Origin of the sequence: Eubacterium sp. 14-2, assembly GCF_000403845.2 — a bacterium.
Lineage (GTDB): Bacteria > Bacillota > Clostridia > Lachnospirales > Lachnospiraceae > Petralouisia.
On the sequence record NZ_KE159568.1, the window covers coordinates 292,213 to 306,020 of the forward strand.

At 48.5% G+C, this 13,808-nt stretch carries 11 protein-coding genes; 2 read left to right on the forward strand and 9 right to left on the reverse strand.

The window, feature by feature from the left end:
• Nucleotides 1-27: 27 nt before the first annotated feature.
• Nucleotides 28-1,140 carry an immunity protein Imm33 domain-containing protein gene (locus C805_RS18575; protein ID WP_016215513.1) on the reverse strand — a complete coding sequence of 371 codons (1,113 nt, stop codon included), beginning with the start codon at nt 1,138-1,140 and terminating at the stop codon, nt 28-30.
• A 272-nt stretch (nt 1,141-1,412) separates the two neighbouring features.
• Between C805_RS18575 and C805_RS25415 the strand changes: the two genes are divergently transcribed.
• A complete protein-coding gene (locus C805_RS25415) occupies nt 1,413-2,279 on the forward strand; it encodes a CPBP family intramembrane glutamic endopeptidase (RefSeq protein WP_016215514.1) in 867 nt (288 codons plus the stop codon).
• Between the two features lie 14 nt (nt 2,280-2,293).
• Here C805_RS25415 and nagB read toward each other — a convergent pair whose 3' ends face one another.
• The 8 genes from nagB to C805_RS18620 all read right to left on the reverse strand — a co-directional run bounded on the left by nagB (nt 2,294) and on the right by C805_RS18620 (nt 12,990).
• The gene (gene nagB, locus C805_RS18585) at nt 2,294-3,028 is read right to left on the reverse strand and encodes a glucosamine-6-phosphate deaminase (protein WP_031201427.1); all 735 of its coding nucleotides are present in this window, start codon (nt 3,026-3,028) and stop codon (nt 2,294-2,296) included.
• Between the two features lie 4 nt (nt 3,029-3,032).
• On the reverse strand, nt 3,033-3,860 hold the full coding sequence (locus C805_RS18590) for a response regulator transcription factor (RefSeq protein ID WP_016215516.1): 828 nt from the start codon (nt 3,858-3,860) through the stop codon (nt 3,033-3,035).
• A gap of 85 nt (nt 3,861-3,945) precedes the next feature.
• Nucleotides 3,946-4,809 carry a carbohydrate ABC transporter permease gene (locus C805_RS18595; protein ID WP_016215517.1) on the reverse strand — a complete coding sequence of 288 codons (864 nt, stop codon included), beginning with the start codon at nt 4,807-4,809 and terminating at the stop codon, nt 3,946-3,948.
• A complete protein-coding gene (locus tag C805_RS18600) occupies nt 4,810-5,745 on the reverse strand; it encodes a carbohydrate ABC transporter permease (RefSeq protein WP_016215518.1) in 936 nt (311 codons plus the stop codon).
• Nucleotides 5,746-5,760: 15 nt separating this feature from the next.
• Nucleotides 5,761-7,095: an ABC transporter substrate-binding protein gene (locus C805_RS18605; RefSeq protein ID WP_016215519.1), complete on the reverse strand. Its 1,335-nt coding sequence runs from the start codon at nt 7,093-7,095 to the stop codon at nt 5,761-5,763.
• 96 nt (nt 7,096-7,191) lie between these two features.
• Nucleotides 7,192-9,033: a sensor histidine kinase gene (locus C805_RS18610; RefSeq protein ID WP_016215520.1), complete on the reverse strand. Its 1,842-nt coding sequence runs from the start codon at nt 9,031-9,033 to the stop codon at nt 7,192-7,194.
• Between the two features lie 119 nt (nt 9,034-9,152).
• Nucleotides 9,153-10,565 (reverse strand): phosphoglucomutase/phosphomannomutase family protein, encoded by a 1,413-nt coding sequence (locus C805_RS18615; RefSeq protein WP_016215521.1) that lies wholly within the window; start codon nt 10,563-10,565, stop codon nt 9,153-9,155.
• A 4-nt stretch (nt 10,566-10,569) separates the two neighbouring features.
• Nucleotides 10,570-12,990 (reverse strand): glycoside hydrolase family 94 protein, encoded by a 2,421-nt coding sequence (locus C805_RS18620; RefSeq protein ID WP_016215522.1) that lies wholly within the window; start codon nt 12,988-12,990, stop codon nt 10,570-10,572.
• A 299-nt stretch (nt 12,991-13,289) separates the two neighbouring features.
• Between C805_RS18620 and C805_RS18625 the strand changes: the two genes are divergently transcribed.
• Nucleotides 13,290-13,790, forward strand: coding sequence for a Uma2 family endonuclease (locus tag C805_RS18625; protein WP_016215523.1), 501 nt, complete (start codon nt 13,290-13,292; stop codon nt 13,788-13,790).
• The last annotated feature ends 18 nt before the right edge of the window (nt 13,791-13,808 follow it).

The window sequence follows — 13,808 nt, forward strand, 5'->3', positions numbered from 1 at the left end:
ATACCATGGATTGCAGAACAATCATGGTTACATATACTCCGGATTCAGGAAAGGAATCACCAGCTCTGCAGGCTGCCCTTTCTCATCCATCCCCCAGTAACCGCTGTAGATTCCGTCTCCCATACCGCTTGCAAACATGGCTACTTTTTCTCCCGTATCCGGTATCTGCCAGAGCAGGAAATCTCCGCTCTCCCGCTGAAGGCCGGGACACATTTCATAGCTTTTCCGGAAGAGAGCGGCAAAATAGTCGTAATACTCGTTTTTATCCGGATTTTCCTGTTTCCATCTGGTGATAAACGCACGGTATTTCGCGGCCACTTCCGCGTCTGAAATACAGGCCAGACCTGCATCCACTCCGAAAAAGGCCCATACTCCGGGTTTGCCCAGATCTTCTCTGCTGTTTCCTTTTGGCATGGCAATTTCATGATGGACTGCTGTTTTGCTGCTGACCCGAAGCCTTGCCGCCGCAACCCGAAGCCCCACTTTGTCCGAATGACAGATGGAAAGCTCCACAGGGTAGCTTCCCGCCGGAATTTTCTGCTCCAGTGTGACCATGTATTTGCTTCCCAGATATACAATGGGGTCTGCAAGAACGATTTCTCCCGTTGGAAAATCTGCCTTTCCCACCGTATAAATTTCCGTTCTGCCCCTGTTCTGAAACAGCCCCTGAAAAAAGTCTTCCGGATATGTCTCTTTATTGAGAAATTTCAGATTTTCCTCAAACACTGCCTGCAAAGGCGTTTTTACCTGCTCTCTGATTTCTTCCCCGGTTCTGGTATCCACAAAATAAGAACCGGAAGCATCAGACCTGAATTCCAGATCTGCTCCGCAGGGCATATGAAACACATTGACCACAGCCGGCTCCAGATTTGCCAGCACATTAAAGTCCACAACTGCCATATTGTCCGGATTATCCACATATTCCTGCGTGTCCCTGTCTCCGAAAGCTATCCAGCCGTTCCCGTGTCCGCTATTCTGACGGAAAAACCATTTCAGCCTGGAACTGCCTTCCAGAATGGAGCGGCTCACAATAGATTCTCCCGCTCCTTCTATATATTGCTTTATTTCCGGTTTTCTGACTTCCGGTTTTACGTCTTCTGTTTCATTCTCTTTTTTCTTCTTACTGTTAAATAATCCCATACCTGCTCCTTTTTAAAAAGAATGCGTCTGCGCATTCTTTGCGCGCGAGGGGATTGCGCAGCAATAAACTCATCTCCGCGAGCTGCGCATCTTAATTGTTCTTCTACAGGAAGACAAGGTTTCCTGTAGAAGAACGACCCTCTTTTTCGTATTATTCTAGCACATACGCTCAGAGGCTGCAACTCTTATTCCTGTCAGCCCCGCCTTGATTTTTCCCTCCGGCAGCTCTATAATAACAGAAAAACATATTTCATCAAAGAAAGGATTACATTATGAAAATACTCAAAAAAACCGGAAGCATCCTGTTTTGTCTGCTTCCGTTCTTTCTGGCCCTGGGCATTCAGCTTCTTGTCACTGTTGCCGGGCTGGCTGTGAGAATTCTGTTTATGATTCAAAAAGACCCTTCCCTGGTAAATGAGCTTTCCAGTCCGGCTTTCCTCATGGAGCTGACCTCAGACAGCCAGTTTCTGGCGGGCCTGTCGGCAGCTTATGCGGTGATGGCCGCACTGATTATGGGTTTCTGGTACCGGAAACGGTTTGTCCCGAAAAACCGTCCCCGCCGGAAAATTTCCGCCATCATCAATCCCGCAATGGCAGCGGGCCTGGTGCTCCTGATGGCCGGTATGCAGTATATCTCCACTTTTCTGGTAACTATCCTGGCTGTAATCAATCCTGCCTGGTATTACACTTATGAGGAACTGCTCAAAAGCGTGGGATTCGGGGACGTCACACTGCTTCTGGCCCTGTATTCCGTTGTGATTGCCCCCATCAGCGAAGAACTGATTTTCCGGGGCGTTACGCTGAAATACGCCGTCAGGGCAATGCCCCTTTTCCTGGCAAATACCCTTCAGGCTCTTTTATTCGGCATCTTTCATGGCAATGTGATACAGGGTGTTTATGCCTTTGCAGTGGGCCTGTTCTGCGGCTACGTCTGTCTCAAAGGCGGCAGCATTTATCTGTCCATCCTGTTCCACATCCTGTTCAACCTCTGGGGAACCTTTGCACCGGATATTCTTTTCTACAGCGGTGATTCCCCGGTGATTCATCTTGCCATTCTGGCAGGAGCGGTCTGCCTCTCGGCCACCGGCGCTTTCCTCTATCAGCGGGGAGTGGAAAACCGTTCTCTGCCGGAAGGCTGACAGAAACCGGTACCCTACAGGTCAGATATGCCAGAAAGGGCAGCCTCATCTCCGATGACTGTTACGTCCGGATGGAACTGCAGAATGGAAGCGGGAACTTCCGGTGTTACCGGCCCCCGGAAGGCCTGCGCTGCTGCCTGGGCCTTATCTTCTCCGCTGACTGCCACCAGAATCTTTTTCGCCTTAAAAATAGTGCCGATCCCCATGGTATATGCGTGGGTTGGAACCTGTGAAGGGGAATCAAAAAAACGTGCGTTGGCCTGAATGGTGCTCTCAGTCAGAGCTACCCGGTGTGTTTCTTTTTCAAATACAGGCCCTGGCTCATTAAATCCGATATGGCCGTTCCTTCCAAGGCCCAGAAGCTGCAGATCCAGTCCGCCCAGCGCACGGATGATTGTCTCATGTTTTTCACATGCCTCTTTTTCATCCGGATTGCTGCCGTCCGGAACATAAACTGCATTCTGACGTATATTTACATACCGGAACAGGTGCTCCTGCATAAAATAGTAATAGCTCTGCCTGTCCCGCGGGTCCAGACCGCAGTATTCATCCAGATTGACCGTGGAAATCCCGGAAAAATCCAGCGCTCCTGACCGGTAACCTTTGGCAAGCTGTTCGTAAATCCCCACCGGCGTGGAGCCTGTGGCAAGGCCCAGCACACAGTCCGGCTTCATAATTATCTGAGCTGCAATCACTGCGGCTCCTTTCTGACTCATATCCTGATAATCTCTGGCTTTGATAATCCTCATATTCTTATTTCTCTCCATTTCTTTTCCTGCTGCTGTTTTTCTGCTTCCCCAGAATTTTATTCCGGTATTCATTGGCTGTCACGCCCTCCTGCTTTTTGAAAACTCTGGAAAAATGGGCCATATCCAGAAATCCTACCTGTTCGGAAATAGTACCGATACGCAGAGCCGGATCTTTCAGCAGTTCTTTGGCTTTTTCCATCCGTACATGATTTAAAATATCGGAAAAACTCTGTCCCGTATGACGGTTCAGCAGTTTACTCAGATGCCACTGGCTCACATAGGTTTTTTCCGCCACTTCCCCCAGGGTCAGTTTCTGCTCATAATGTTCCTCTATATAAGCAAGGGCATGTTTCACAATAAAGCTGCCGGAAGGGCTTTCTTCTCCGCCCTCCGAAAGGTTCTCTTCCCCGCTGTCCCCCTCCGGAACCTTTTCCGGTTCTTCTCCTGTGATTCCTTTCTTTTTCAGATTTTCACACATCTTCTCTATGGCTTCTTCCAGTTCTTCCATATTAGAGGGCTTCAGCAAAAAGCGGGTCACTCCCAGACGAATTGCTTCTTTGGCAAATTCAAAATCCCGGTATCCGGTGAGTACGCACACCTCCAGATCCGGAAACTGGGAATTGATAGCTGCTATCATTGCAAGGCCATCCAGTTCCGGCATACAGATGTCCATAAAAACAATATCCGGATTTTCTTTTTCAATAACCTGTTTTCCCTCCAGCCCGTTGTGGGCAGCTGCCACCACCCGGCAGTTCCATTTCTCCCATGGAACGCTTCTTGACAGCCCTTCCACAATAATCGGCTCATCGTCCACAAGTATGACCCTGTACATAATTTCACACCCTTTCCATGCAACTTATGGCCCCCACAGCCGGAACCCGGCCGGGAAGCCATAAACCCGGTCAATCAACAGAATATTATCCTTTCACTGCTCCTGCTGTCAATCCTTTGATAATATTTTTCTGCAGTAATATATAGACAATCATAACCGGAATCACAATAATCGTCACAGAAGCGGCCATTAACCCGAAATCTGTTCCATACTGGGAACTGATTTCCTCCAGCAGAGAGGATATGGGGTATTTGGTAGAATCTCGTATCATAATTTTCTGTACAAACAAATCGTTATAGGACCACAGGAAGCTGAAAATGGCTACCGTAGCCAGAGAGGGCCGGCAGAGGGGAACAATGATTCTGGTAAATACCTGGAATACATTGGCTCCTTCCATATAGGCAGCCTCTTCCATTTCCAGTGGAATGCTCTGCATAAATCCCGTCATGACAATGGTGGCAAAACTCAGGTTTCCTGCAATCTGAGGCAGGATTACCGCAATATTTTTGCTCAGAAGCCCCCACTGTACCATCATTTTAAAGACCGGAATGATGGTGGCAAATACCGGGAACATGAGACTGGCCACAATCAGGCTGCGCACGAACTGTTTTCCCTTAAAGTCATATCTGGTCAGCGCGAAGGACATCAGGGACGCCAGAATCATAACTCCTATGGTTACTGTACCGGAAATGGCAAAACTGTGTCCGTAAGCCTGCAGCACATTCAGTTTGCCAAATGCATTTTCATAATTCATCATGGTAGGAGGCGCAGGCAGTGAAAAGGAAGAACGAAGTACCTCCGCTGAGGGCTTAAAGGAATTCAGGGCCACCCACACAAAGGGGAAGATGGTCAGAAGAGCCCACAGAATCAGTATGGTATAAATTACGATGGTACTGGTCTTTACTTTTCTCTTTTTTTCCGTCGCAGCGCTCTGTACTGCTGTATCCATCTATGACGCCCCCTTTCTCTGTGCCTTCTCTCTGAGACGTTTTTCCTTCCGGGCCGTTCGCTCTTCCTTATCCTCTGTGAGAAATCCCACGCCCCTGGATACCAGAATTCCCAGAAGCACAATGAGCACTGCAAGGGTAGAGCCATAATCATAGTTGTTCAGTCCGAAGGTCTGCTGATACATGTAAGTACCCAGAAAATGAGTGGTTCCCTGCGGCGCTCCGTTGGGAACCATTACCCAGGGAAGGTCAAATACTTTCAGAGCTCCCGTAACCGCCAGTGTCACCGAGGTGAAAAATACCGGTTTCATCATGGGAAAGGTAATATAAAACACCTGCATCAGACGGTTGCATCCGTCGATGGAAGCCGCCTCGTACACGTCGTCGGGAATATCACTGACTCCCGTCAGAAGAATGACGAAATAAAATCCGATATAGCTCCACAATGTGGGAATACATACCATGATAAAGGCCAGTTCCGGTGAGAGCCAGTTCACTGGCTCTCCTCCGAAAAATTCCAGAATCTGGTTCAGCATGCCGCCATTGTAGTTGTAAAACAGCTTGAACAGCAAACCGATTGCAGTGGCGGAAATTACCACCGGAAAAAAGTACACAGTACGGAACAGCTGCTGCAGCCTTTTCACCTGAGACACCATTACTGCCAGCACAAATGCAATTCCCACCTCGAAAATTACGGTAAGCACCATCATTTTCACAGAATTTATCAGCGCTGTTCTCACATCCGGGTCCGTGAACAGCCTTTTATAATTTTCAAACCCCAGAAATCTCCATTCTGTTCCCGGCATCTTTACTACTGCCGGCATATCGTAAAAACTGTTCTTAATATTTTCCAGAAATGGGATGTAAAGAAAAATCACCATAAACAGTAAGCCGGGCACCAGGAACACCAGCAGGGGCCATTTTTTCTTATATAACATCTCTCTCCCACCTTTTTACTGTAACTGCTGTCTGATTGAAAGCGCCTCGTTAATGGCATCTTCTGCTGAAACCGCACCTGTGGATACTTTTACAATTTCTGAAATCAGTGTCTTGTATGCATCGCCGATTCTTGCATCTGTAGGCGCCACAACCGTATTTTTGGCATCTGTGCATACCGCAATGGAATCAACCAGCGGAGTCGCACCTTCTACAGGAGTCACCTCCACTGCCGCACGGGATACGGCGCCGGTAGCTTCCCAGTATTTCTGAACGCCTGCCTGGCAGGTATGAGCCATTACAAAATTCACTGCTGCTTCTCTCTTGTCCGGATCATCCCATGCTTTTTTGGTGATATAGAATCCGGAAGAAATGCCGCCTACCATGGTGCCTGCTTCTGCTTTCTGATCCGGAACTCCGGGGAAGGAAACGACTACCGTATTATCCGTATCTTCAATATTTCCGGAATACCAGGAACCTTCCAGCTGCATGGCTGCTTTTTTATCCCGGAACAGCTGTCCCACATAAGCATCGTCCACGGTGTCCGTATCTTCCGGAAAAGCTCCCATATCCCGGAGGGTTTTGAACATTTCAAGACCTTTTACCCAGCCTTCCGGCGCTGTTTCCGGAACAGAAGTGTATTCTTCCACACCTGCCGAATAAAGCATTAAAAATTCCACCCAGTAATGGGGTACGTTATTCAGAGAGCAGGCAATGGGAATCACGCCATTTTCCTTAAAGGTGGTGATTGCCTTTTCCAGAGAAGCCCAGTCTGTGGGCAGCTCCAGGTTATACTGGTCAAATAAATCCTTATTGCAGAACAGCCCTTCCCAGTATCCGGTGGTAGGCACTGCTCTGGAAACGCCATCCGTATTTTTTGCCGCATCCAGTGCGTCTCCCAGTGTATCTTTGGCATAATCCGGATATTCCGCACAGATTTCTTCTACGGTTACCAGTTTATCTGTGGCAACAATGCTGTCTGCAGTTGCGTCCGTAAAGAACTGGATGACATCCGGCTCATTTCCAACAGAAAAGTCTGCATTGACTGCCGCTTTCCATTCTTCATCTGAAGTCTGTGAGTTATCTTCAATGGTAACATTGCTGTATTCCTTTATATATTCCGCATTGATTGCCTCATAGGCCTCTTTATTGGGGTCCGTGCCTCCAAACATGGATACCGTTTTCAGGGTAACCGCATTGTCTCCTCCTGATGATTCTGAGGATGCTTCTTTTGTATCCTTTCCTCCGTCCGTACTTCCTTTGTCCGTACCTCCTGCATTTCCCCCGCATCCTGCCAGAACAGATACTGCCATCGCCCCAACCAGCAGCATGGATAAAAGTTTTTTCTTCATAGTAAATCCTCCTTCATATGATTTCACAATTTGTTTCCGTTGTTATACTCATATTATAGGAGCAAACCGCACAAAAAGCATTAGACTGACCTGTCATTATTTGTTTAATCTTGCCATGTTCTTCAGCTCTTCTTCCACACTTTCCCGTTCTTCTGCCGTTTTCTGTTCCGGCTCTTTCCGGTAGGGTATGGTAATCCTTGATATGGTCTCCTTCCCCTGTTCCTGCGTAATGGTCAGGCCATAGGATTCTCCGTATACCAGACGGATTCTCCGGTTCACATTCTGAATGCCGATGGAAGTGTGTCTTCCCGGTTCCTTTGGTATCTGGGCTTCGTTCCCCTCCAGAATGGCCTGTATTTTCTGCCGCGTTTCTTCTGTAATCTCTTTTCCCGTATTCCGCACTTCCAGATAAATGCAGCAGGAGTCATGGTACACCTTTAACCCTATGGTGCCGTTGGCCATGGCTTCCACTCCGTGAACAATGGCATTTTCCACCAGAGGCTGCAGAATCAGCGGCGGTACCATCAGCTCCAGCAGTTCCTCGTCAATATCCCGCTCAATCCGCAGCCGCTGTCCGAAACGCATGGACATAATATAGAAATAGGCGTTTACACACTGAAGTTCCTGAGACAGATGGATTTCCCGGACATCGGCCCGGTTCATCCGGTAATCCAGTACCGTCCCCAGCGCCTCTATCATTTTGGGCACCACGGTATCTCCGGACATCCTTGCCTGCCAGTTCATCATTTCCAGCGTATTGTTCAGAAAATGCGGGTTAATCTGGGCCTGCAGCGCCTGAATCTGAGCGTCTTTGCGGACCAGTTTTTCCTCGTACACATAGTCGAACAGATATTTCACCTGGGCAGACATACTTTCAAATCCCTCTTTCATATACTGAAATTCCAGATTGGGCATTTCCCGGCCTTCCACTCTGACACCCATTTCTCCGTCTTCCATTTTTTTGGAAGCCGCTATAATCTGTTCAATGGGAATCTGGATATGCCTGCGCAGAAACCAGGCGCCATAACAGAAAAAGGGCACAAACAGCACCAGCAGCATGGCAACTATGGAATAAAACTCATACAGGCTGGCATACAGATCCCTCCTTCTGGCAAAAAGGATAATCCCCGTATGGTAATTGTCGTACTGCTCCTGATAGAGATATCCGTTGTATTCCCTGTTTGCCACCCGGTCTATCCGCCGCCGGCTGACCCCGTCATATTTCTGTGCAAGCTGAGACTGGAGTTTTTCCCTGGTGTCTCCCTCAGCCCTGTGGGTAAAATCCAGCACATCCTGTCCGTTCCCAATGCAGACCACCATATTTTCCCGAATATCCTGAGAAACATCCTGAAAAATTTTATATTTATTCAGTTCCACCACCAGGGTTCCGTACCTTTCATAATCTGCTGTGGTATAAAGGTTCCGGATAATAAACATCCGCCCTTCCACCACCCGCACAAAGGCATAGGAAGAATCCCCTTCCATAATGTCCTCAATCGCCGGCTGAATCTCTGTCAGATAACTGTGGTAGGAAATGCCTGTCCGGGAAGAAAAACACTCCGGATTCTCATAGCCGTAACAGTAATAGGCATACATGTTAAACCGCTCATCCAGATAAAATTTCCCCTTCAGGCTTGCATTTACCTCCTGGAGATATTCTGTCCTGGTACAGCTCCCCCTTTCGTAATCTTTCCAGGCCACCTCCCAGGTCTTTTCATAGGAAGGCCTCTGGCAGAGGGTAATGGCATCCCCTATGCGGATAGAGGCAAAAGAAGCCGCATTGTACAGCTCTTCTTCCATCAGCCCCTCGGCTTTTTCCACAATCCGCTGATGGTAAGAAAAGGTTGTAAATGCAAAAAATACTGTAACCGGCACACCCCAGCACAGTATCAGAAACAGCAGTATTTTTTTGTTCAGTGATTTCGTTTTTTTCTTCATACCTTCCTCCGGCTGCATCCATAATCCTGCATAAACTCAGAAGGGAGGAAGGCGGCTCTGGCTTCCAGCCGCCTTCTGTCCTCTGAATTCTGTCCGCAAAGAGCACTGCCCTGCAGAAATTACAGCTCCAGAAACTTCTCATATATGCCGCAGATTTCCGCTGCCTGAGAGGCCTGCGGCATTTCACAGAAAATACGAAGCAGCGGTTCCGTACCGGAGAACCGGGCAATCACCCATCCGCCGTTTTTGAAATAAACCTTGCTTCCGTCCAGATAGGAAATATGGTCGATTTCTTCCGGCAAATCCGGCAGAAGTTTATCCTCCATCAGAAGTTTGTGCATGTTTTTCTTCTTTTCCAGTGTAAACTGATAGTCCCGTTCTTCCATATGGATGGCGCCGCATTCCCGGTAAATATCTTCCATAATCCGGGAAAGTTTTTTTCCGGTTACCGCCATCATCTCAATCAGGAGCGCTGCCGCATAAATTCCGTCTTTTCCGTTGATATGTCCCCGCACGGTAAGCCCGCCGGAAGATTCTCCGCCGATTATGGCCCCGGATTCCTGCATTTTGGCCGATATATGCTTAAAACCTACGGGAACCTCATAACAGCTTTCTCCGAACTGCTCCGCCACCTTGTCCAGCATATGGGTGGTTGCAATATTCCGCACCACAGGCCCGCTCCAGCCCTTGAATTTTACAAGATAGTAATACAGCAGCACCAGAATATCGTTGGGATGCAGGAAATTCCCCTGGTCGTCAATAACGCCGATCCGGTCTGCGTCTCCGTCTGTGGCAATGCCGATATCGAATTTCTTTTCCACCACATAGTTCTGCAGAGAATGGAGGGTGGCTGCCGAAGGAGCCGGGAGCTTTCCGCCAAAGAGAGTGTCGTGCCTGTCGTGGATGGTTGCCACCTCACAGCGGGCAGTCATGAGAATCATCTTCAGGGACGTCTCGCTGACACCGTACATGGGATCCAGCGCAACCTTCAGCCCTGCATTCCGAATCGCCTGCATATCCACGGAATCAATAATATTGTCCAGATATTCATTCAAAGGATAGATTTCCCGGATATAACCTTCCTGTTTGCCCGTTTCGTATTCTGTTTCCTGTACATCTTCCGGCTTCAGATCTCCGATATAATCTTCGATATCCTTGGTCTGTACCTCGTCCGCATCCCGGCCTCCGGCAGTAAACACTTTAATCCCGTTATAAATAGCCGGATTGTGGCTGGCAGTAATCATCATTCCATAGGGAAACTCATGCTTCATCACATGGAACATCACCAGCGGAGTGGGGGAGGATTTGTTAATCAGGTATACGTTGATGTGAGCTGCTGCAAATACCACGGCCGCCCACTGCATGGCCTCTTTGGAAAGAAATCTCCGGTCATATCCCATAACAATGCCCTGCTCCGCCACTCCTTCACTTTTCATTTTGTTTACCAGTCCCTGTGAAAGCAACTGTATGTTTGCTTTTGTAAATTCATCTCCGATTACAGCTCTCCAGCCGCCTGTTCCAAATTTTACCATTCTTTTACCCTCTTTTCTGTTCGCTGCCTGTTCCCATAAGTACCTCTACCTGATGTTTCGTTCCTGCTTCCATTACCGGAATGTGTTCTACTTCCTGTCCGTCCAGCCGTATGGCCTTTACCCCTTTCATCACCCCTTCCGGATTGGTCACGGTAATCTGATATTCTGCGCCTCTCCACCTGCGCACCGCCGAAAATCCTTCCCATTCTGCGGGAATGCACGGGTCAATCACCAGTTCTTCCAGTCCGGGCTGAATGCCCAGTATGTAACGTGTGGCTGAGAAATATGCCCAGCCGCCGCTGCCTGTCATAAAAGGATGGCGGGCGCGGCCAAAGGCTGAATGGTCTTTTCCCATCACAAACTGGCAGTAGGAATAAGGCTCTGATTCCCGGACCTCAATGCTGTCGTTCTGATAACAGGGACAGAGGGCGTCGTAAAACTTCATGGCCTTATCTCCCCGGCCCAGCATACACTCTGCCGCCCAGGCCCAGGGATTGGGATGGGAGAAAATGGAACCGTTTTCTTTCAGCCCCGGATAAACCCTGGTAACAAATCCAATGTCGTCGTCCGGCTCCGTATAGGAGGGTGCGTTCAGCATCAGCCCGTAAGGGGTAAACAGATACTGCTCCACACTGTCCATAGCCATCCTGCCCTTGCTTTCGTCTGCCGCACCGGAAAGCACCGCCCAGGCGTTGGATTCCAGATGTACCTTTCCTTCCCGGTCCTCTGAAGTGCCGATTCTCTTCCCGTTTTTCGTTACGCCCCGGATAAACCACTCTTTATCCCAGAGCACCTGATTGCAGACTCTGTGCACCTGTCCTCTGATTTTCTTATATTTTACCACATCTTCTTCCCGATTGAAATACTCTGCCAGTGTAATAAAATGTCCCAGGGCCCAGTAATGGAGAAATGACACCATGGCGCTTTCTCCGCCGCCCAGATTCAGGCAGTCATTCCAGTCCGCCCGGAGACCTTTGCAGATTCCGGAAGCTCCCACCTGCTCCGCGGAAAAATCCAGAATACGCTTCATATGCTCATAGACCGTTCCCTCACCTCCGTCGGCGTAAGTAACTGTCTGGTCTGCAAACTCCACCTCTCCTGTCTCCCGGATATATTCTGTAATGGCAGGTATCAGCCAGAGGGCATCGTCAGAACAGGCGTCCTCGATTCCATGAACAATATCCGCCTGAGCTACACCGGGAATCACCGTAGGAGACTTGAAAGGTTTTTTCTTTTTCTCACGGTCCGGGTCAAACCATTCGGGCTGGAACAGGTGCAGCCCGTATCCCCTGCCGGTCAGGCCCCTTAAAAGCTCCACAATCCGCTGTCTGCATTTTTCAGGATTGGAATGGGGTATGGTCATGGCGTCCTGAGCCGTATCCCGGTAGCCAAGCCCCGTTCTTCCGCCCACCTCCACAAAGGAGGCAAACCGTGAGAACATAATGTTTACTTCCGCCTGGTAAAGGTTCCAGGTGTTAATCATAGTATTCATTCCCTGGCTGGGCGTCTGTATCTGAAGTTTTGCAAATTTATCTTCCCAGTAGTCTGCAAGCTGCCGGTAAACCTGGTTCACGACAGAAAAATCAGAATATTTTTCACGGATTTTCCTGCCTGTTTCCCGGTTTCCTTCTCCCAGCATGAAAACCAGCCGCACTTCTTCTCCCGGCGCCAGCGTCAGATCTTTCTGCAGGCTGCCGCAGTGGTTATTGCCCAGTTCCTGAGAGCCGCTGCAGCGCCCCTGCTCCACTGCAATGGGATTGTCTTCTGTCCGGTAGCCGCCCAGGAATTTATCCCGCAGACAGTCATATCCGTCCGGCTCAAAGCTGCCGGTAAAATACTGGTACCCAAATTCTTCGTAGAACAAATCGTGCTCAATAATTCCATCCTCATAAGAAGAACCGGCACAGTAAAGGCTCATCTGGAAATTCTGGTTATCAATCATCACATGGTGAAAGGAAAATTCCAGATAGGAGAACACCGAGAGCTTCCGCTCTCTGTCCGTGGTGTTTTTCAGCTTCACGTCCCACAGCTCCACCGGATCGTCCATGGGCACCACCAGCGTCTGGCTGGCCTCGATTCCCTTATAACCGCACTCATACACCGAATAGCTCATACCATGGCGGCAGGAATATTTCCCTGTGTCCAGAGGCTTTCCCACCGGCTGCCAGGAAATGCTCCAGTAATCTCCGTCTTCTGTATCCCGCAGATACACATAGTGGCCCGGACGGTCCATGGGCACCGCATTTCCCCGGAATCTGGTAACCCGGTGATATTCCGGAGACTGGTAAAACAGATAGCCTCCGGCTGTGTGGTTTACTACCACGCACATGTCCCGGAGGCCCAGATAATTTGTCCAGGATACGGGCAAATCCACCCGGTCAATTACATATTCTCTTTTTTCATCGTCAAAATGTCCATACTGCATAAAAATACCTTCCCTTTTCCTCTGCTTCTGTTCTATAATACCCTTAAGGTGCTTCTGACGCCTTAAACATATTATAGAACATGAGAAAAAAGAAAGGTATTGCCAGGTGTGGCATAATTTGTCTTATATTGGTATGAACATTTTCACCAAAGGTGCTTTTGACACCCTAATCCTGTTAAGACAAAAAACAGGGAAATTCCATATCATCCGCAGCTTGATTTTTCCACTCCGGAATCTTATAATATAACAAAATAACAGTTCACAATGGGCCGGAATTTTCGGGGAAAGGAGCATATACGATGAACGCTTTACCAGCAGAAGATATGCGTAACACATACCTGGAACATTCCATGGTAATTCACAACTTCGTTATAAAAATCGGAAACCAGATCAAAGACAGCCTGTGCCGTGTATTCGGCGACAGTGTACAGTATCAGTGGCGTGAAAATGACGATAAGATCATCATACCTGACGTCTCCATCATCTGTAATATGAGAGACCGGAAAAATATATCCTTTACAGGCATTCCCCGCTTTGTCATGGAAGTTCTTTCTGATTCCACGGAACCGTACGACAGAACTGAAAAAATGGAAATTTACTGCAAGGCAGGAGTATCCGAATACTGGATTACAGACTGGCGTAAAAAGCAGGTTGAAATTTATATGTTTGACTGGAAAGAAGACGGTTCCTCCTATCCTTATCTTTATAAAACCATCACGGAAGCAAATAAAGAAGAACTGCAGCTTGTGATGTTTCCGGATTTTAAAATCACCTTTGATGAACTCTTTGATATGGGATAACCAGGATTTTTCAGGGGC